Origin of the sequence: Synechococcus sp. N32 (assembly GCF_900473895.1) — a bacterium.
Taxonomy (GTDB): Bacteria; Cyanobacteriota; Cyanobacteriia; order PCC-6307; family Cyanobiaceae; genus Parasynechococcus.
In genome coordinates this window covers 489,398-508,068 of record NZ_UCND01000015.1, presented here as the reverse complement: position 1 = coordinate 508,068, position 18,671 = coordinate 489,398, and the positions used below count along the sequence as shown (strand labels likewise).

The 18,671-nt window shown below is 60.7% G+C and carries 23 protein-coding genes and 1 other RNA gene; 15 read left to right on the top strand and 9 right to left on the bottom strand.

Annotated features, from left to right (window positions below):
* Nucleotides 1-36: 36 nt before the first annotated feature.
* The 3 genes from DXY35_RS11265 (at nt 37) to DXY35_RS11255 (ending at nt 2,892) form a co-directional block, all read left to right on the top strand.
* Complete coding sequence (locus DXY35_RS11265) at nt 37-885, top strand: TIGR04168 family protein (RefSeq protein ID WP_170950635.1); 849 nt, start codon at nt 37-39, stop codon at nt 883-885.
* Nucleotides 879-1,964 carry a hypothetical protein gene (locus DXY35_RS11260; RefSeq protein ID WP_115082352.1) on the top strand — a complete coding sequence of 362 codons (1,086 nt, stop codon included), beginning with the start codon at nt 879-881 and terminating at the stop codon, nt 1,962-1,964. The genes DXY35_RS11265 and DXY35_RS11260 overlap by 7 nt, the downstream gene beginning before the upstream one ends.
* Nucleotides 1,965-2,172: 208 nt before the next feature.
* Nucleotides 2,173-2,892, top strand: a complete 720-nt coding sequence (locus DXY35_RS11255; protein WP_115082351.1) for a glycoside hydrolase family 104 protein — start codon at nt 2,173-2,175, stop codon at nt 2,890-2,892.
* Nucleotides 2,893-2,917: 25 nt separating this feature from the next.
* On the opposite strand, the gene DXY35_RS11250 is transcribed toward DXY35_RS11255, so the two are convergent.
* On the bottom strand, nt 2,918-3,727 hold the full coding sequence (locus DXY35_RS11250) for a TPM domain-containing protein (RefSeq protein ID WP_115082350.1): 810 nt from the start codon (nt 3,725-3,727) through the stop codon (nt 2,918-2,920).
* Between the two features lie 40 nt (nt 3,728-3,767).
* Between DXY35_RS11250 and DXY35_RS11245 the strand changes: the two genes are divergently transcribed.
* On the top strand, nt 3,768-4,940 hold the full coding sequence (locus DXY35_RS11245; RefSeq protein WP_244273124.1) for a class I SAM-dependent methyltransferase: 1,173 nt from the start codon (nt 3,768-3,770) through the stop codon (nt 4,938-4,940).
* On the opposite strand, the gene aroB is transcribed toward DXY35_RS11245, so the two are convergent.
* Complete coding sequence (gene aroB, locus DXY35_RS11240) at nt 4,912-6,027, bottom strand: 3-dehydroquinate synthase (RefSeq protein ID WP_115082348.1); 1,116 nt, start codon at nt 6,025-6,027, stop codon at nt 4,912-4,914. The two genes, DXY35_RS11245 and aroB, sit on opposite strands and share 29 nt — an antisense overlap.
* Nucleotides 6,028-6,088: 61 nt before the next feature.
* Here aroB and DXY35_RS11235 point away from each other — a divergent pair, with 61 nt between their 5' ends.
* The 3 genes from DXY35_RS11235 to ssrS all read left to right on the top strand — a co-directional run bounded on the left by DXY35_RS11235 (nt 6,089) and on the right by ssrS (nt 8,365).
* Nucleotides 6,089-6,961 (top strand): carbohydrate ABC transporter permease, encoded by an 873-nt coding sequence (locus tag DXY35_RS11235; protein ID WP_170950608.1) that lies wholly within the window; start codon nt 6,089-6,091, stop codon nt 6,959-6,961.
* A gap of 52 nt (nt 6,962-7,013) precedes the next feature.
* Complete coding sequence (locus tag DXY35_RS11230) at nt 7,014-8,174, top strand: 5-(carboxyamino)imidazole ribonucleotide synthase (RefSeq protein ID WP_115082346.1); 1,161 nt, start codon at nt 7,014-7,016, stop codon at nt 8,172-8,174.
* Nucleotides 8,175-8,181: 7 nt separating this feature from the next.
* A non-coding RNA gene (ssrS, locus tag DXY35_RS11225) (6S RNA) lies at nt 8,182-8,365 on the top strand.
* A gap of 331 nt (nt 8,366-8,696) precedes the next feature.
* Here ssrS and DXY35_RS11220 read toward each other — a convergent pair.
* Nucleotides 8,697-8,909, bottom strand: a complete 213-nt coding sequence (locus DXY35_RS11220) for a hypothetical protein (protein WP_115082345.1) — start codon at nt 8,907-8,909, stop codon at nt 8,697-8,699.
* A 127-nt stretch (nt 8,910-9,036) separates the two neighbouring features.
* On the opposite strand from DXY35_RS11220, the gene DXY35_RS12840 reads away from it, so the two are divergent.
* Nucleotides 9,037-9,189, top strand: a complete 153-nt coding sequence (locus DXY35_RS12840; protein WP_170950607.1) for a hypothetical protein — start codon at nt 9,037-9,039, stop codon at nt 9,187-9,189.
* A 184-nt stretch (nt 9,190-9,373) separates the two neighbouring features.
* Nucleotides 9,374-9,598, top strand: coding sequence for a hypothetical protein (locus tag DXY35_RS11215; protein ID WP_137006744.1), 225 nt, complete (start codon nt 9,374-9,376; stop codon nt 9,596-9,598).
* Here DXY35_RS11215 and DXY35_RS11210 read toward each other — a convergent pair.
* A complete protein-coding gene (locus DXY35_RS11210; RefSeq protein ID WP_006851066.1) occupies nt 9,586-9,861 on the bottom strand; it encodes a DUF2103 domain-containing protein in 276 nt (91 codons plus the stop codon). The genes DXY35_RS11215 and DXY35_RS11210 overlap by 13 nt on opposite strands.
* Nucleotides 9,862-9,935: 74 nt before the next feature.
* Between DXY35_RS11210 and DXY35_RS11205 the strand changes: the two genes are divergently transcribed.
* Complete coding sequence (locus tag DXY35_RS11205) at nt 9,936-10,163, top strand: hypothetical protein (protein ID WP_115082343.1); 228 nt, start codon at nt 9,936-9,938, stop codon at nt 10,161-10,163.
* A 1-nt stretch (nt 10,164) separates the two neighbouring features.
* On the opposite strand, the gene clpS is transcribed toward DXY35_RS11205, so the two are convergent.
* Nucleotides 10,165-10,461, bottom strand: a complete 297-nt coding sequence (clpS, locus tag DXY35_RS11200; RefSeq protein WP_114989263.1) for an ATP-dependent Clp protease adapter ClpS — start codon at nt 10,459-10,461, stop codon at nt 10,165-10,167.
* A gap of 72 nt (nt 10,462-10,533) precedes the next feature.
* Between clpS and petN the strand changes: the two genes are divergently transcribed.
* Together petN and DXY35_RS11185 are read left to right on the top strand one after the other, a co-directional pair.
* Nucleotides 10,534-10,635: a cytochrome b6-f complex subunit PetN gene (gene petN / locus DXY35_RS11195; protein ID WP_011364412.1), complete on the top strand. Its 102-nt coding sequence runs from the start codon at nt 10,534-10,536 to the stop codon at nt 10,633-10,635.
* Between the two features lie 877 nt (nt 10,636-11,512).
* Nucleotides 11,513-12,100, top strand: a complete 588-nt coding sequence (locus DXY35_RS11185; RefSeq protein ID WP_137006743.1) for a hypothetical protein — start codon at nt 11,513-11,515, stop codon at nt 12,098-12,100.
* Here DXY35_RS11185 and psb29 read toward each other — a convergent pair.
* Nucleotides 12,082-12,729 carry a photosystem II biogenesis protein Psp29 gene (psb29, locus tag DXY35_RS11180; protein ID WP_115082340.1) on the bottom strand — a complete coding sequence of 216 codons (648 nt, stop codon included), beginning with the start codon at nt 12,727-12,729 and terminating at the stop codon, nt 12,082-12,084. The genes DXY35_RS11185 and psb29 overlap by 19 nt on opposite strands.
* Before the next feature lie 81 nt (nt 12,730-12,810).
* Here psb29 and clpP point away from each other — a divergent pair, with 81 nt between their 5' ends.
* Both clpP and DXY35_RS11170 read left to right on the top strand, forming a co-directional pair.
* Nucleotides 12,811-13,404 carry an ATP-dependent Clp endopeptidase proteolytic subunit ClpP gene (gene clpP / locus DXY35_RS11175; protein ID WP_114989260.1) on the top strand — a complete coding sequence of 198 codons (594 nt, stop codon included), beginning with the start codon at nt 12,811-12,813 and terminating at the stop codon, nt 13,402-13,404.
* Nucleotides 13,401-13,556, top strand: a complete 156-nt coding sequence (locus DXY35_RS11170; RefSeq protein WP_115082339.1) for a DUF2256 domain-containing protein — start codon at nt 13,401-13,403, stop codon at nt 13,554-13,556. The genes clpP and DXY35_RS11170 overlap by 4 nt, the downstream gene beginning before the upstream one ends.
* 50 nt (nt 13,557-13,606) lie before the next feature.
* On the opposite strand, the gene ftsH is transcribed toward DXY35_RS11170, so the two are convergent.
* The 3 genes from ftsH to pyk are packed head-to-tail and all read right to left on the bottom strand — an operon-like array spanning nt 13,607 to nt 18,278.
* The gene (gene ftsH, locus DXY35_RS11165; protein WP_115082338.1) at nt 13,607-15,526 is read right to left on the bottom strand and encodes an ATP-dependent zinc metalloprotease FtsH; all 1,920 of its coding nucleotides are present in this window, start codon (nt 15,524-15,526) and stop codon (nt 13,607-13,609) included.
* 57 nt (nt 15,527-15,583) lie between these two features.
* Complete coding sequence (locus DXY35_RS11160; RefSeq protein WP_115082337.1) at nt 15,584-16,813, bottom strand: ABC transporter permease; 1,230 nt, start codon at nt 16,811-16,813, stop codon at nt 15,584-15,586.
* A gap of 13 nt (nt 16,814-16,826) precedes the next feature.
* A complete protein-coding gene (gene pyk, locus DXY35_RS11155; RefSeq protein ID WP_115082336.1) occupies nt 16,827-18,278 on the bottom strand; it encodes a pyruvate kinase in 1,452 nt (483 codons plus the stop codon).
* A gap of 56 nt (nt 18,279-18,334) precedes the next feature.
* Here pyk and DXY35_RS11150 point away from each other — a divergent pair, with 56 nt between their 5' ends.
* On the top strand, nt 18,335-18,664 hold the full coding sequence (locus DXY35_RS11150; protein ID WP_115082335.1) for a nucleoside triphosphate pyrophosphohydrolase family protein: 330 nt from the start codon (nt 18,335-18,337) through the stop codon (nt 18,662-18,664).
* Nucleotides 18,665-18,671 lie beyond the last annotated feature (7 nt).

Here is an 18,671-nt window from a genome sequence, read left to right as displayed (position 1 = left end):
AGGATGGCCACAGCCTAGGCATTCGCTCTGAAGCACCTGCGACTTGCCATAGCCGGTGATCTCCACGGCGCCTGGGGCGACGCGGATGAGCAGCTGCTGCAGCGGCTCAAGCCCGACGCTGTTCTTTTCGTTGGTGATCTTGCTGATGGGGATCTGCGTCTGACGCGCCGGATCACGCGGCTTCCCTTCCCCGTGGCCGTGATCCTGGGGAACCACGACCGCGGGCGTGATCGCAGTGGCGGCATCCTCGAGCAACAACGCGCTGTGCTCGGCGATCTCCATTGCGCCTGGCGCTCAATTCAATGGCCGGAGCTTCCGTTGACGGTTGTGGGTGCGCGTCCATGCAGTGCTGGTGGAGGTTTTCACCTATCGAAAGCGGTGGAGGCGGTGTACGGCTCGGTGTCGCTTGAGGCTTCAGCCGAGCGGATTGTGCAGGCCGCAGCTGATGTACCCGCTGATCAGCCCCTGATCGTCATGGCCCACTGCGGTCCCTCAGGCTTGGGATCCGAGGCCGCCAGTCCCTGCGGACGCGACTGGAAGACGCCGGCAGTGGACTGGGGTGATCAGGATCTGGCCCTTGCCCTGGACCGCATGGCCAAAGACCGACCTGCCGATCTGGTGATCTTTGGGCATATGCACCATGCCCTCAAGCGCGGCTCTGGTTTCCGCCAGACCCTGTTGCGTCATCGCCATGGAACCGCGCTGATCAATGCCGCCTGTGTGCCCCGTTCAGGTGTGGATGGGCAAGGTCGAACGTTGCTGCATTTCTCCTGGGTTGAATTCCAGGGGGCCCGCCTCACGCAGCTCGCCCATCGCTGGTACACCCCCGATGCTGAGTTGATCCATCAGGAGCAGTTGCCGATCGATGCTCCGTTGCCGTGCTGATCTATTTCTGCAGCAGCAGCCATGGCTTCGGCCATGCGGCTCGCGATGCTGCGGTGCTCCAGCTACTGCGCCGCCTGCGTCCTGAATGGACCTTGGTGATGAGCTCGGGTCTGCCCTCCCCCGTACTCAACCTGCTGTTGGGGGATGCAGCGATTGAGCAGCGGTCCTGTCAATGGGATGTGGGCATGGTGCAGGCCGACGCGCTCGGTGTGGATTGCGCCACCACCCTCAGGGCCCTGGATGAGCTGGAGCAACGACTGCCGGCCCTGATCGAGGCTGAGGCTCTCTGGCTTGCGTCGCAGGGGCAGCCGGTGTTGATCATCGGGGACATTCCCCCGGCCGCAGCCGCCCTGGCCCAGCGCCTCGATGCACCTCTGGTGTGGATGAGCAATTTCGGGTGGGATGACATCTATCGCCCCTTGGGCTCTGCCTTCCAACGCTGGGCCGATGCTGCTGCTGAGGCCTACCGCTGCGGTGATCTGTTGCTGCGCTGCCCGTTTGACCTCGCCATGCACTGGGGGTTGCCTGAACAGAGGCTCGGTTTGGTTTGCGCCAGCCCGCGGCCCATTCCGGCGGATCTTGAGGCTTGCCTTGATGCCCAGGATGCTCCCCTGGTGTTGGTGGGGTTTGGAGGCCTGGGCTTGTCCCTTTCGCGGGATCTGTTTCAGCTCTGGCCCAACCACCATTTCCTGCTTCCGGCGTCAGCAGATGCCTCGCAAGCGCCTGAGTTGGCGGCGCTCACCAACCTCACTTTTCTGCCGGATGGGCTGCGCCCCGTCGATGTGCTCGGCCGTTGCTCCCGTTTTCTGGGCAAGCCGGGTTTCAGCAGCTTTTGCGAGGCGATGGCCCTAGGGGTTGGGATGCACGTGGTGGAGCGCAGCGGATTTGCCGAAGCTTCGGCGCTGATGGATGGTTTGCGTCGCCACGGCCAGCACCGTTGCCTCAGCCGTCAGGAGCTGGACACCGGCGCATGGCAGCTGGACCAGCCGTTGTTGGCGCCAAGCGAAGCCCCTCTTTCTGCATCAGGGGCTGAAGAAGCCGCTCTGGCACTGGTGGGTTGGGTTGCAAGTCGTTTTTAATTTTTGGTCTTTTTCATCACCTTTTTGAGCTGATTTGCCTGCCTGATAGTGGTCTGGCCGATTATTTGACTGGCATATATACCTATTGATTTGAGCCTTTAATTCGAGAAAGTCACCCTGTGTGGAAATTTTTATCCGCTCGAGCATTTCATCCGCTTCTGATCTGCTCATCGTCCTCTTTCGAGGGCATGCTCCTTGAACGCTCTTTATGGCTATCTCTGCATTCATCGGTCGTCAGACGCTTCATGCGGCCGTGATCGTCGGAGTTCTGCCTGCCCTCAGTTCCCTTCTTCCTGCCCAGGCGAGCCTGCTCCCCCCCGCCTCTCGGGCGCAGCTGATCCATACCTCTGACTTCCAGCCCAGCCGGGCCATTCCCTACGTGATTACGCCCGAACGTCGGGCGATGCTCAACACGATCCGTTTTGCGGAAGGCACCTGGAAAGGTGGTCTGGATGTGGGCTATCGGGTGATGTTCGGCGGTGGCTTGATGCCTTCCCTCGACCGGCATCCCAACCGGGTGATCTACAGCTCCCGCTACGCCAGTGCAGCTGCGGGGGCTTACCAGTTCATGCCCTTCACCTGGAATCTGGTTCAGCGCAGCATCGGCGTGCGCGGTTTCGGCCCTGAGGCTCAGGACCAGGGCGCGTTGTTTCTGATTCAGCGGCGCAAAGCCCTGGGTCTGACCGACACCGGCGTCCTCAGCCCGCTGCTCGCCGCCATGCTGGCTCCGGAATGGGCGTCGTTTCCCACCCTCGCCGGTCGCAGCTACTACGGCCAACCCGTCAAGAAATACGCACGTCTGCGTTCTTTCTATGAGGTGAACCTCGCAGAGTTGCGGCGTCTGCGTGACGTCAAGCGCCAGGCGCTCGTCACTCCCCCTCCGGCCCTTTGCACTGGGTCGCGCATTGAATGCGCCACCCGGCTCTGACGGCATTCACGTTTCTCGACGTTCCTCAGCCGTCGGCGTCGTTCTGAAGTTTCCTGCCAACGGTGGCCTGGGCGATCAGATACGCGGCGATCCCTCCCGCCAGGAAACCGACCCCATTGCGCAGCAGGGGCATCACTTCAGATGTTCGTGTGATCACAGGAGCAACGCCGAAGACGCCGAACAGCATCACCCACAGCGGTGAGAGCAGCAGCAACCAGGCCCAGGCGATGGTTTCGCCCTCCTTGCGGGGATAAGCCGCAAAGCCAGCAATCAAACCGCCAAAGATTGAGGTGGTCAGCGTCCAAAGCCACTGTTCCTGAGGAAGGCCAGGAACCACCTGACAGCCACCACGGTCCAGACAGATTTCCACCGCATTGAGGGCATCCAGCACGGCGCCGTCTTCGCCGTGATCCTTCACGTAGTACTGGTTGCCGTAGCGGGTCTGCAGCTCCACCCAGTAAGTGCGCGGCATCATCGCGAAGTAGGCATCGCCAACGTTGAAGTTCAGCAGGTTCCCGCCGCGGGGGTCGGCCACCAGCAGCAGGCTGCTTTCATCCAGCCCCCAGAACTCGCGAATGGCCAGACCCGGTGTGCGTTCGTACTGGGTCAACACCCGCATCTTCCAGCCGGTGCGTTTCTCCACATCTGCCAGAGATGCCTCCAGCTGGGCCCGCTGGGTGTCACTGAACACCTTGGCGAGGTCGATCACCGGGGTGGGGTGATCCGGCAGCAGCTCCGGGTTGTCGTAGGCCTCAGCCGGGGTCACCAGTACACCCAGGCTGACCAGAGCCACCACGACGAGGCTCCACAGATGTTGGATGTGATGTGTTCCCATGGAACTGCTGCAGCGACCGGCATTCTCTCCAATGGAACCGATGGCTGCGTCCTGTCCCGACTGGTTGGCAACGCATCTGCATCAGGCGGGGGGTGCCGTTCCGTTTTCCCGGTTCATGGATCTGGCTCTGAATGAGCCGGAGCACGGGTATTACGGCTCAGGCCGTGCACGCATCGGAGCCCAGGGTGATTTCGTCACCTCCCCCTCGCTGGGCAGTGATTTTGCAGCCCTTCTGGCTCCTCAGATCCTGGCCTGGCTGACGTCGATGTCCCGAAGTGATCCTGATCAACGCCTGTCGATCGTGGAAATCGGCCCTGGCGAAGGCCATCTGGCCCGGGATCTCGTTGCTGCATTGCGTGGTGCTGATCCAGAGCTGTTGGCTCGGATCGAATTGGTGTTGGTGGAGGCCAATCCCGGCATGCGATGGCGGCAACAGGCTCTGCTGGAGGAAGCAGACGATCTGCCGCTGCGCTGGTGTTCCCTGGACGCGTTGGGCAGCGCTTCGGTTCATGGGGTGGTGATCGCCCATGAGTTGCTGGATGCCCTCCCGGTGGAGCGCTTGATCTGGCGGCAGGGATCCCTCCTGCAGCAGTGGGTGGAGCTCAACCAAAACGGTGAGCTGCAAACGACGCATCGGCCTCTCCCCGATGGTTTGCACCAGGAGATCAGGCGTGTGTGCAGCCAAGGCGGCATTCAGTTGCCGCCACCCGATGCCGAAGAGGGTTGGACCACGGAGTGGAACACTGCATTGCCCGACTGGTTCGCTGCGGCGGCGGCTGCCGTGGATGCCGGCGTGCTGCTGGTGATTGATTACGCCCTGGAGGCCCAGCGTTATTTCACAGCCCGGCGCTCCGACGGCACCTTGATGGCTGTTTGCGCTCAGCAGGCGGGGCTGTCGCCCTTGGATCAGCCCGGCGGGCAGGACCTCACGGCCCACCTCTGTATCGAAGTCGTGGATGAAGCGGCTCAGCGCAACGGTTGGATGGTGGGTGATAAGGCGAAGCAGGGTGAGGCCCTGCTGGCCTTGGGGCTTGCAGAGCGTCTGCATGGACTGCAGCAGCTACCGGGCCAACAGTTGGCGGAAGCCCTGCAACGGCGTGAAGCCCTGCTTCGCCTGGTGGACCCCGCGGGGCTCGGTGCGTTCCGCTGGCTCACCTACCTGCGCGGGTTGCCGGAAGACGGCTTCAGTCTTTCAGGCGCTCAAGGCAGCTGAGGATCTCGTCCCGACTGACGTCATCGCGAATCTCTACGGTTCCTATGCTGGTGGGCATCACGAAGCGCAGGCGACCGTCGCGCACCTTTTTGTCCCCCTGCAAGCTGTCCAGAACCGCATCGGCGGCGAGATCGGGCCAGGCGGTGGGGAGTCCGGCGCTGTCGATCAGTCGGCGTTGGCGCTCGGCGTCGTCGCGACTCCAGCTGCCCTGCAGCACGCCAAGTTCACCCACGGCCACCATGCCAATGGCGACCGCCTCGCCATGCAGCCAGGTGCCATATCCGCAGAGGGTCTCCACCACATGGCCGAAGGTATGGCCGTAGTTGAGGATCGCGCGTAAGCCACCCTCCTTTTCATCGGCGGCCACCACCCGGGCCTTGGCCGCGGCCGATCGCTGCAGGATCGAGCTCAGGCGTTCCGATCCAAGCCCAGCGGGCGTGCTCGGGTCGGGGCAGGCCTCCAGTTCCTCGAACAGCGCCGTGTCACCGAGGATTCCGTATTTGATCACCTCAGCCATGCCGGCCCGGAACTCGCGTTCGGGCAGGGTGTTCAGGGTGGAGGGATCGATCAACACCAGCCGCGGCTGGTGAAAGGCGCCGATCAGGTTTTTGCCGCGGGGATGGTTAACCCCGGTCTTGCCACCGATCGACGCGTCCACCATGGCCAGCAGGGTTGTGGGCACCTGCACCACCTGGATGCCCCGCAGCCAGGTGGCTGCCGCAAAGCCGGTCATGTCCCCCACAACGCCGCCGCCGAGGGCCACCATCAAGGAGCTGCGTTCGAGATTGGCGTTGTAAGCCGCATCGTGGATTTCCGCCACCGTGGCTGGTGTCTTCTGGGTTTCGCCGGCGTCAATCACCAACAGTTCCACACTGAAACCTGCCGCTCTGAGGCTGTTCAGGCAGGCGTCGCCATAGGGGCTGGCGACATCCTGATTGCTGACCACAAGCACACGCCGACCCGCCTGCACTCCAGCGTCCAGCATCTGCTGCCCAAGCCTGGCCAGGCTGCCGTCTCCAATCACCACGTCGTAGGGGTTGCGCTCCAGCGCAACGCGGATGTGATGCAACGGGGTGATTGTGGTCATGAAACCGTTGGAACCCACCTACTCTCGCAACAGTGTCGCTGGTCCTGTGCGCGAAAGATCAGTGCGCAACTCCCTTTCGGCCTGGGCGTTCCTGTTGCCGGCTGTGGTCCTGATCAGTTTGTCGGTGCTGTTGCCGGCCCTGATGGCTCTGGTGATGAGTTTCACCGCCACGGGGCTGGATGTCAGTGAACCCCTGCGTTTTGTTGGTTTGGCCAACCTGGAGCGCCTGCTGTCGGATCCGATGGCGCGGCAGGTGCTGGTCACCACCTTCCTTTATCTGGTTGGTGTGGTGCCTCCCATCGTTCTGGGGGCGCTGGCGCTGGCGGTGCTGGTCAACCAGGGGCTGCCCGGTCGGTCTTTTCTGCGGGGCGCCTTTTACACGCCGGTGCTGGTGTCGATCGTTGTTGCAGCCATCGCCTTTCGCTGGCTGTATGCCGAGAACGGACTGATCAATGGATGGTTGAGTGCCCTGCTCGGTGATGCCTTCAGCCCGATTGGTTTTCTCACCACGCCGCAGCTGGCCCTGCCCGCCGTGATGTTGGTGACCCTCTGGAAGGGGCTTGGCTATTACATGGTGATTTTTCTGGCGGGTCTGCAGGGCATTCCCCAGGAGCTCTATGAGGCTGCGGAGCTGGATGGCAGCGAGGGCTGGAGAAAGCATCTCGACATAACCCTGCCCTTGATGAGTCCCTACGTGACCTTGGTCGCTGTGGTGTCGTCGATCGCGGCCACGAAGGTGTTCGAGGAAGTGTTCCTGATGACCCAGGGAGGTCCTGCGGATGCCACCCGAACCATCGTTTATTACGTGTACGACCAGGCCTTTGCCGAATTGGAGATCAGCTACGCCTGCACCCTGGGCCTGGCGCTGTTCCTGTTGGTGTTGCTGTTCACCATGATTCGGTTGGCCTTTGCCGGCGATCGCCCCCTGATCTGACGCTGTCATCGGCCCTGCAAACTGGCAAGCTGCGGACATCAGCTCGGACACGATGATCGGCGTTGTTGGAGGTGGTCAGCTGGCACGGATGCTTGTGCAGGCCGCCGCGCAACGCGATGTTCCCATCGCTGTTCAAACGTCCGATGCAGCTGATCCCGCGGCTGGTTTGGCCTCGCGCCTCGTGGCAGCGGATCCCCGGGATGTGGCAGGAACCCGGGAGCTGGTGGTGGGTTGTGACGGCATCACCTTCGAGAACGAGTGGGTCAATATCGATGCCCTTCAGCCGCTGGAGCAGCAGGGGGTTCGTTTCCAGCCCTCGCTTGCTGCGCTTTCGCCCCTGGTCGACAAGTTGTCGCAGCGCCAGCTGCTCGACGATCTGGCGATCCCGAGCCCGCCCTGGTGTCCGCTCAGTTTGATTTCACCGGCCCAGCCCGCGCTTCCTCAGGGCTGGACCTTTCCGGTGATGGCCAAGGCCTCCCGTGGTGGTTACGACGGCAAGGGCACGGTGGTGTTGCGCGACATCGATGGCCTGGCGCAGTTGTTGCGGGCGGTCCCTGCCGACGACTGGCTGTTGGAATCCTGGGTGGACTACGAGCTGGAGTTGGCTCTCGTGGTCAGCCGCGATCAGCGCGGCCGCATCCGCCATTTTCCGCTGGTGCAAACCCACCAACATCAACAAGTCTGTGACTGGGTTCTGGCCCCTGCTCCCGTGGATCCTTCGGTGGCTGCGCTGGCTTACAACGTGGCGGCCTCTCTGATGACGAAGCTCGGCTATGTGGGGGTGCTGGCTCTGGAGTTTTTCTATGGGCCCGCTGGCCTGCAGGTGAATGAAATTGCTCCACGCACCCACAATTCCGGGCATTTCTCGATCGAGGCCTGCACCAGCAGTCAGTTCGATCAGCAGCTCTGCATCGCGGCTGGTCTTCCCGTGCCTGATCCCGAGCTCAAAAGCCGTGGTGCCTTGATGGTCAACCTGCTCGGCCTCGACCCCGAGCGTCATCCTCCTTTGGATCAGCGGCTTGAGTCCCTGGAGGCCGTGCCGGGGCTTCACCTGCACTGGTACGGCAAGTCACCGGAAACACCGGGCCGCAAGTTGGGGCACGTGACGCTGCTGCTTGAGGGTGACACGCTCCTCAAGCGGCGCGATGAGGCTGAGTCAGCACTTGCCGCCATTCGCCGGATCTGGCCCCTCGAGAGCGAGAGTCAGGACTAGGGTTGGTAGCGAACTGCTGTGTTGGTGACGGCCTTTTTCTAGTGCTCTGATCTGACTCTCTTTCGACTTGGGGAGACTGTCGTGACGGTGACGTAGACCGGCCATGCAGCCGGAAACGAAACCCCACTTTGTCGCCCCTTCTGGTTCTTCCAGGTCGACCACTGGGGCTCGCACGGCATGGCGGTTCACCCCCTTCGCTTGATCAATGTTGTGGGTGCCTTGGACTTCGCCAAGCCATCACAAAACCAATATCTCCAAGTTTCTGCGTCAATATTCTGAAAGTTTGTTTTTTGGACTTGGTTTACCGGATGACTTTTTTGTCTTCTCTCTAGGTTCTGCTCTAAAACGTCTCTGCTTTGTTAGTGGGGCAGGCCCCTCATCAGCCAAGACTCGACCACAAAAAACAGAAGGAAGAATGAGCCGATGCTAATCACCAGTAGCTTGCCATTCATGCTGAAATTTTTCGCTCTTATTGCACTCTAGATACGTTCGTCTGGCTTGGAGTGGAGATTTTTGGTGGGGCTAGTTTTCGGAGTGGTTGAACTCCTGGAGCGCGTACTGGGCGAGGCATTTGTCTTTACCGGTGTCGGTCAGCGAGATGGTGGTCACGCTCTGATGCCAGTTTCGACGGTTGATCAATTCGTTGAATTCGGTCAAAGCGTCTTCGAGGTCGTCGAAACCGCCCATGCTCTCCATCGTTTGTTGCCCTTGTTTGACGGCAATTTCGAGGGGCATGGATCGATCGCTGCAGCCTTCAAGGCTACCCCTGTGCAGTTGTGTAGTCGATGATGCTTACGGCTGTGTGAACAAAGCTTGTCAGCGCTTTTCCTGTTCTTAGCGTTTGTTTGGTTGCAGTGCTGAGATGCGTGATCCACGCCTGGACGAACTGATTCAAATGGAAACCTGGGATTGGTGGAAAGCTCAGGTCTTTTATTTGCGCGAAAAGAAAGATTATGCTGATGCTGAGGCGCTGTTCATGGAATTCAAGATTCCTGCATCTGACTCCAATGATTGATGCCGCTGGTTGATGTCACTTGTTGATGCCACTTTTTGATGCAACTGTGCATGGATTGAGGGAGCCCATTTCGTTCTCCCATTGAGTTGGTTGGCTGTCGGTGTTGTTGAGAATCAATTTTCCGCATCGCTTCATTGTTCATCTTTCCGTGCAGGTTTCTTTCTTCTCATCCGTTTTCGGCCTGGTGGCAAGCGCACTGCTTGTGGGTTGTTTCGGCAGCCCCGCTGCTGACGCTGTCACCTTTTTGCCGGATGACGCTGAAGTCGCATGCCGGGCCATCCTTCCCCAATGTTTCCGCCGATCCGATTGGGCTGAACTCTGTGCCCGAGATCCCAGCGTTGCCGATGGTCATCCTCAGGCCTGTCGCGCTGCTGGGTTTGAGTCAGGCAATCGCCTTCAGGGGCGGTGATGCAGGACGGCCTGTTCCAGGTCTGGCCGACTCATCGACGTCACCACGAAGACTTCCTGGGCGGATGTCCCCTTGCGGGCCACCAGCTTGTATCCCCCTGTGATCGGGGTGGACACCCTCAGCTGCAGTTCAGGACTGCGGCCACGCACCCGGCTTATCACGGCAGGGGTGATCGTCTGGATCTCCGTCTCGTGGGACAGGGCCTTCAGCCATGGGATCAAGCCGTCCACATAGGTGCTGTGGGTGATGACGACCCGGCCCAAAGCTGAACGAAAACCCTAGAACTGGTGAAAGTTAGCCACTTTGGCTATGCCAGAGAGAGCGCTCCGGGGCTGTGATGCTGAAATCAGTAGACGCTCTCCGCCACGTGATCAGCGGACCGCTGCAAGATGCCTGCGGCCCCCAGACCCGCATGCTCACCGCTGAGGTGCACGGAACGGAGGTTCGGGGCCTGGCCTTGTGCCCTGGCCGGGTGGTGCGTTTCGTGATGGACGAGCAGCTGCAGCGTTTGCAGGTGGCTGATCTGCTGCGCCTCACCAAAGCCAGCCGTAAGCCGGCGGCCTGACTCAGCAGCGTTCCAGAGGGGCCATCGTTAAGCCCTCGGCCTGAAGCTGCTGGTGGTACAGCTCGGCCTGCTCCAGGGGACCGCACCAAACTTCAGCCGCACCCTGCCCATCAATCTTGTTGGCGAGGTTCCATGCCTTGTCCTCACTCATGCCGGGAATGATCTTGCGCAGGCAATCCACCACGTGCTGGAAGGTGTTCACATCGTCGTCCAGAACGATCACGCGAGCCTGGGGGTAGCGCTGTGTTGTTCCCTGACGCTCCAGCACTGCTGATGAACCTGGGCTGGAGCTGGTCATGACAGATGCCTTCGGGCGGACGAAAAGGTGCCCAACCCTAGGTAGGATCCAGACAGTCAAGTGGTCAAGCGCATGTTGTTCACTCTGGGTTGGGCGTCCTTGGCCGCCATGTTCAGTTTCTCCATCGCCATGGTCGTCTGGGGACGCAATGGTGACGGCACCCTGAACTTCTGATCGAATCTGTGCTTCAAGACGCACCCCTTCTCAGCCAGACCCTGGCGGTCACGGCAGCTGTGCTTCTTGTCTTCGTCAGCGTTGCCGTGATCTATCTCTCAACGATCGAATGGAGAGACCGTCGACGCCGTCAAGGTTCAACCAAGTCATCCTCCTGATTCCGTCCGTCCGACGTCAACTTGGACTTCATCCCTGCACAGCCCTTCTTCTGGGGTTGTGCTTTTTTTGCCCGCCCTGCTGCTGGCCACCTCCAGCCTGAAGACGCCTTCTCTGAATCGCCGTGGAACAGCAGAGCTGTTTGAGATCAGTCGGCGGGCACGGTTGGTTCAGAGTTTTGAGGCGGACCCCGCCGCACCGGTGCCGAAGCTCTGGCAGCAGCGGCTTGGTTCTTCGGAAGCTCCTGATCGCTGGGCCCGTCATGGTCGCGGCACCTGGTGGCTGATTTGGTTGGACGACGGTGAACCCCTTCTGGCTCTTCCGTCCGCACCGCATTCGTCTGCTCTGGATCTGCTGTTCGCTGATGAACTGCACCGCAGCAGTTTTGATCAACTTCCGTCGCTGAAACGACGGGAGCCCTCGGCTCTGGAACAGCGCTGCTTGCGGCTGCTGACCAGCGGATCGGCCGTTCAGTGGCAACCCTCAGGCTTGGCTTCGATCAGCGGTTCCCTTTTTCCCGCCTTGGCGAGCGTGTCGCATGGCTGTCTGCGTGTTGCGCTCCGGGGCGATCGTCTGATGGCTGAAGGGCCTGTGGCCTCCAGACCCTTTCGAGTCCCTGCAGGCTCACCACCCGGAACACCACGCCGATGTCGTTCGCTTCGATCCGCCTTCGGCTTACCTGGAGCTCAACAGCGTTTCCCTGCTGCCGCTGCTGGAATCCTTGTTCAACAATTCACTGTTCGCCCAACAACTCGACAGCCGCTACGGATTGCCGAAGCAGTTGCGCGACGTTCTGCTCAAGGCACCTGTCCTTGTGCGGCTGGATGCGCTGGAGGGTGGTCGTTTCCAGGCTGCGATTCAAGCCAGGTTGATGCTGGCTGCTGGTGAAATCGACATGACTAAGCGAAGTCTTGATGCCGTTGCCACCGCTTTGTTGAAGCGCGGGTTTCAACGGGTTGAACGTCCCCTGTTGTCTCCCGATGGTCGGCCCTCAAACCATGTGGCCGTTGTTTGGTTGGATCCCCAGGGTCATCCGCAAGGTGGTTGGTCACTGGGTCCTGCACTCCGAGGTCAGGTGGAGTTGCTGCTGGCCCTGGGGGATGCCCCGAACCTCCGCAGCAATCCGCTGAAACGGATGGGCCAACAGCAGCTTCGCCTTCGCGCACGACCGGATCAATTGGCTCGGTTGGGGTGGCTCGGACCGGGCTGGCCGCGGGTGGTTGGCAAGGCACCTCAATTGGAGCTTGAGATGACGGCACTGCCGAAGCAGCAGCCCGGATGGCTTCGGCTTCAGCTGGACGTGCGTTGAGCCTGCTCTTCCAAGCGACGTTCCTTCTTGCGCTTCTCGGCAGCGATGGTCTCTTCCACCAGTTCAACGGCCTGATCCATCCGTTCACTGTTGGAGCCAAACAGCGTTAGGTCCTTCTCAACGCGATCGGTTGGCAAACCGAGTCCCTCAGCAAGTTCCTTGCTCTGTTTGACGATGGCCTCGGTGTCCGTACCGGTGGCATCTGCTGCAGCCGCCTTGAGCAGGCTCATCAGTCCAACGGCCATCAAACGCGAGTAGTGGCTGCCCTCGTTGAGGCTGTGGGATGACAGCAAGCTTTTGAGGCTGTCGAGATCCTTCCCTTTGGCCTGGTCCACCAGAGAGGCGTTGGTTTTGTGCAGCTTCGCTGCGTCGAAGCCATTGCTGCTGCACAGGGCACTGAACAGTGCCTCGGTCTGCGCTTCAGGCCGATAGCCCTTGGTGAAGGTGTCGAACACTGTGCAGAGCCCAACGCTGAACAGCCCGTTAGCTTCAAACCGACTTTGATGGCTCAGCAGATGCAGCTCCACCAGCAGCTCATCAGCAAGGCGGCGGTACAGCGGCGCAATGACGTGGGGAAAGGCCTGATGAAACGCGCGTTTGCTGTCGGCGATGGTCTGACTTGCGGCCAACGTGCAGTCCAGGAATGAATGGCCGGAACCCTAGCGCCGCAGACATCGCAGTTAGGATTGCCCGACCCTGCTGATGCTCAGATGATCCCCATTGTGATTGAGGAGTCCGGCCGGGGAGAAAGGGCCTTTGACATTTATTCCCGGCTTCTACGCGAGCGAATCATCTTTCTCGGTGAGGCTGTCACCAGTGACTCCGCCAACCGGATCGTGGCCCAGATGTTGTTCCTCGAAGCTGAGGATCCCGAGAAAGATATCTATCTCTACATCAACTCTCCCGGCGGTTCGGTTTACGACGGCCTCGGCATCTTCGACACGATGCAGCACATCAAACCGGATGTGCACACGGTGTGTGTCGGCCTCGCCGCAAGCATGGGAGCTTTCCTGCTCTGTGCCGGCACCAAGGGCAAGCGCAGCAGCCTGCAGCACTCCCGGATCATGATTCACCAGCCCTTGGGTGGTGCCCAGGGCCAAGCCAGCGACATCCGCATTCAGGCAGACGAAATCCTTTTCCTCAAGGATCGCCTCAACAAGGAACTGTCCGATCGCACCGGCCAACCCCTTGATCGGATTCAGCAGGACACCGATCGTGACTTCTTCATGTCACCCACCGAAGCAGTGAACTACGGCTTGATTGATTCGGTGATCGACAAGCGTCCTGTTCAGGCCGTTGCTTGAAAAAGGGAAACTCTAAAAACAACCGTCCCAGCAAGATCTGTCCGGTCTGCGAGCGGCCCTTTGAGTGGCGCAAAGCCTGGAGAAATTGCTGGGATGAAGTTGTGTACTGCTCCGAGCGTTGTCGACGACGCAAGAACAAATCCAATCCATAAAAAAGCCCCCGCCTGAACAAGACGGAGGCTTTTTGTTTGTGGACCAAGAATCAGTCGAGGGTGACGACGGTGCGGTCTTTCTCTGGAACAGCGGTGAATTCAGCCAGAACAGCCTTGAACTCATCACCATCCATGGTTTCCTTTTCGATCAGCAGTTCCACCAGGCGATCCATGGCTTCGCGGTTGGCAGCCACGATCTCCACGGTCTCGTCATAACAGCGCTTCACCATGTTGCGCACTTGAACATCGATCTGTTGGGAGATCGATTCCGACACGTCACTGCGTGACATCAGGTCACGGCCCAGGAAAACTTCCTGGCTGCCGCCCTCAAGGGCAACAGGGCCGAGATCACTCATGCCGAGTCGGGTCACCATGTTGCGGGCCATCGACGCCACCTGTTGGATGTCGCCACCGGCTCCCGTGGTGACTTCCTGGTGTCCGAACACCACGTCCTCTGCGGCACGGCCACCCAGGGCTCCCATGATGCGTGCCTTGAGCTGGGCACGGGTGACCAGGGTTTGCTCCTCATCCGGGGAGAACCAGGTCAGGCCTTGGGCCTGGCCTCGGGGAATCAAGGTGACCTTCTGAACAGGGTCGTGGTCCTTGACCATGGTGCCGATCAGGGCATGACCGACTTCGTGATAAGCGATCAGACGCTTGCTGCGACCGTCGGTGAGGGGACGACCCTCCATGCCGGCGATGATCCGATCGACAGCGTCGTCGATCTCGCTCAAGCCGATGGCTTCCTTGCGGCGGCGGGCGGTGAGGATGGCCGCCTCATTCATCAGGTTGGCTAGATCAGCACCGGTGAAACCAGGGGTCCGGCGGGCAATGCTTTCGAGGGACAGCTCCTCTTCGAGCTTCTTGTTGCGGCAGTGCACATCGAGGATGGCCAGGCGGCCCTTTATGTCGGGGGCGTCCACGGTGACCTGACGGTCAAAACGGCCTGGACGCATCAGAGCTGAGTCCAGAACGTCGGGGCGGTTGGTGGCGGCAATGATGATGATGCCGCTGTTGCCTTCAAAGCCATCCATCTCCGTCAGGAGCTGGTTGAGCGTCTGTTCGCGTTCGTCGTTGCCTCCACCGATGCCGGCACCGCGCTGGCGGCCTACGGCATCAATTTCGTCGATGAAGATCAAGCAAGGGCTGTTTTCCTTGGCCTTCTTGAACAGATCGCGGACGCGGCTGGCACCCACGCCAACGAACATCTCAACGAACTCAGAACCAGAAAGGGAGAAGAAGGGAACGCCAGCTTCACCGGCAATGGCCTTGGCCAGAAGGGTTTTGCCGGTGCCGGGAGGGCCGACCAGCAGAAGGCCGCGGGGAATCTGAGCACCCACTGAAGTGAATCGCTCGGGCTGCTTCAGGAAGGTGACCACTTCCTGGAGTTCTTGCTTGGCTTCGGTGACGCCGGCCACGTCATCGAACATGACGCCGGTCTCCGCTTCCATCATGAAGCGGGCTTTGCTTTTGCCGAACTGCATGGCCTGGCCAGGGCCGCCAGGCATGTTGCTGTTCCGGCGGGCCAGGAAGATCAGGGCACCGATCAGCAGCAGCGGGAAGGCCAGATTGCCCAGCACGCCGAGGGCTGGAGGTGCTGTGCGGGGCGGATGAATATCAAAGCTGATGCCTTCGGTCTTCAGCGTGTTGATCAGCTCAGGGGCCAGACCAGGAAGGTCAACGCGCAGGCGTTGAACGCGGTTGTCGAGGTCGGGATCGACGGCTTCGATCACGGCGTTGCGGCCACCGTCGTAGATATCAACGGCTGTGACGCGACCGGCCTCGACGTAATCGAGGAAGCGGCCGTAGCTCATCCGTGCCACCGCGGCATTGCGGGGAGCGACGGTGGTGCCATTGCTGTCCTGGCTGAGGCCGTTGATGCCTCCGTTGCTCACCACCTGCCAGCCGATCAGCAACACGACGCCGATTGGCAACAGCCAGAGGGCAAGAAGGCGCCAGCGCTGATTCATGAGCCGAAAAAATTCGTTAACGAGTGTAAAGGAGTTGGACTGATGTCTGAGGCCTGATCAAAGGCTTCTCAGGGCAACAATCGGGTCGAGCTTTGCGGCGCGTCGGGCTGGAACAACTCCGAAGAACAGCCCGATGGATCCTGAGAGTCCAACAGTGACCACTACCATCGTTGCGCCGATAGTTGCTGGCAGGGGCGTAACTGCCGCCACGAGGCTCACTGTTCCAAGACCCGCCAGCGTGCCGATGGCGCCGCCAAGGCTGGCAAGCACCAGGGATTCCACCAGAAACTGCTGCAGAACATCACCGCTGCGGGCCCCCAAGGCTTTACGCAGGCCGATCTCTTCGGTGCGTTCGCTGACGGACACCAACATGATGTTCATGATCCCGATGCCTCCCACCAACAGGGAGATCCCACCAATGGCCCCGAGCATCAGGGTGAGTCCTCCGGTGATGGTGCCCACGATGGTGAGGGCGTCCTTCTGGGATCGCACCACGAAATCGTCGTCTCGGAGAATCCGGTGCCGCTGCCTCAGCAGGTTGTTGATCTGAAAGCTGGCTGCGTTGATGCTGTTCTCATCCCTGGCTTCAACACTGATGGAGTTGAGGCTGATGCCGTAAATCGGATCCCGACCGGTGATCCGGTTCACCATCGTGGTGATGGGGATGTAAGTGTTTTCGTCCTGGTTGCTGCCGAACACGGCCCCTTTGGGGGCCATCACACCGACCACCTCAAAGCTTTGATTGCCGATCCGCACCTGCTGGCCAATCGCTGAGCCAGTGGGAAACAACTTGGTGCGCAGATCCGAGCCGAGCACGGCGATGGCTTTCGCACCGGCCACGTCCTTGGCGTTGATGAAACGGCCCTTGGCCACGTCGAATCCGCGCACAGGGGGGAACTCCGATGTCGCGCCGAAGACCGCACCCGTGGAGCTGCGGGCTCCGGCCTGCACCACCTGATTGGTGTTGATCACGGGCGCCACGCGCTTGACGCTGGGAACCTGGGTGGCGATGGCTTCGGCATCTTCCAGCACAAGCGTTTTCGGTCGCGTGACCCCTTGGCGTCTGGCGTTTGTGTTGCCCGGAACCACAAACAACACATTGGCGCCGAGGTTGTTCAACTGGCCTTCAGCCAGCAATTGCGCTCCCCGTCCAACCCCCACCAGGGTGATCACCGAGGCGTTGCCGATCACGATGCCCACCATCGTGAGCAGGCTGCGCAGCCTGTTGCTGCGCAGGGTGGACAGGGCCATCCGCACCGTTTCCGTTGCGGGCATGCGCCGGTTCATGGTGTGGCGTCGCTCAGATCAGTGTGGCCTGTGCTTCGTTGCCGACGATGCTCACTTTGACCAGATCTGTGGATCCGGAAACGCCGGTGTGGGTGCCTGCGGACTGAACCACGAGATCACCTTCCTTCAGCAGATCGAGCTTCTTGGCTTTGACCATCGCCGCCTGGAAGGTCTGCGTGGTGCGTTCGCCCTGGGGAATCACCAGCGGTGTCACGCCCCACACCAGCTGCAGACGACACGCCACGGTGCGATCAGGAGTGATGGCAAGGATCGGTGCCGCAGGCCTGAACTTGCTCACGTTGCGAGCTGTGGCCCCACTTCGGGTGAGGGGAAGAATCGCGGAGGCATTGAGCTGGCTAGCGATGGTGCTGACCGCACCGCTCAACGCGTTGGGAATGGTGCTGGGCAGGTGGCTGTCGATCGAGCGTTGGGGATAGTCCTTCTCGATCCGTCGGGCAATGGTGGCCATGGTTTGAACGGCTTCCACGGGGAAATCCCCCACCGCGGTTTCGTTGGAGAGCATCACGGCGTCGGTGCCATCCAGGATGGCGTTGGCCACGTCGCTGACTTCAGCTCGTGTGGGCCGGGGGCTAGAGGCCATGGAATCCAGCATCTGGGTGGCCGTGATGATCGGGATGCCCAGGCTGTTGGCCTTGCGGATCAGTTCCTTCTGCAGCAACGGAACTTCCTCGGCCGGCATCTCCACGCCAAGGTCACCGCGGGCCACCATCACGCCGTCACAGAGCGGCAGAATCGAGTCGATCTGATCGATGGCCTCAAACTTTTCGATCTTCGCCACCACAGGTGTCTCATGGCCCTGTTCGCGGATCAGTCCGCGAATCTCCTCCATATCGGAGGGATTGCGCACGAAGCTGAGGGCTACCCAGTCCACACCCTGGCTGAGGCCGAAGGCCAAGTCGGTCTTGTCCTTGTCCGTGAGGGCGCGAACGGACAACTGAACGTCCGGGAAGTTGACGCCCTTGTTGTTGGAGAGAACACCGCCCACGGTGACGGTGCAATGCAAGGTCTGCTGCGCTTTGTCGACGGTATCGACCTTCATCTCAACGCGGCCGTCGTCGAGCAGGATCCGGCTTCCTGCGGTGACTTCGTCTGCCAGCTTGTCGTAGGTGACCGTTGCGATCGTCTTGTCGCAGCTCACCGGCCGTGAGGTGAGTGTGAACGGATCACCGTTGGCCAGAGTGATCGGACCCTCAGCGAACCGCCCGAGCCGGATCTTCGGGCCCTGAAGGTCCTGGAGGATGCCGATGGTTTGCCCCAATTCCTCAGACACCTGACGAATCGTGGCGATGCGAGCGGCGTGTTCGCTGTGGTCCCCGTGGGAAAAGTTCAGCCTGAAGGTGGTGGCACCAGCCTTCACAAGCTCCTTGATCCGCTCCGGGCTCTCGGTGGCAGGGCCGATGGTGGCCACGATCTTGGTCCGTCGGTTCAGGTCGAACTGGCCCATATCGCGGCTGAAAATCCTTGCGGAAACTACCATCCGGGCGTTTCCCAACTGGCCCCATGGAGATGAATTTCTATCAGGACGCCGCCCGAAAGACGGCTGCCTACCCGGATGTGGGCCGTAATCCCATCTATCCGACCCTCGGTTTGACCGGTGAAGCCGGCGAGGTGGCCGACAAGGTGAAAAAGGTGATTCGCGACCGTGGCGGTGTGTTTGATGCCGACACCTGCGAAGCGATCAAGTTGGAGCTGGGAGATGTGCTCTGGTACGTGGCTCAGCTGGCCAGCGAACTGGGTTATGACCTGAATGAGGTGGCTGACGCCAACCTGCAGAAACTGTCGAGCCGGGCTGCCCGTGGGCGCATCGGAGGCAGTGGTGACCAACGTTGATCTCCTG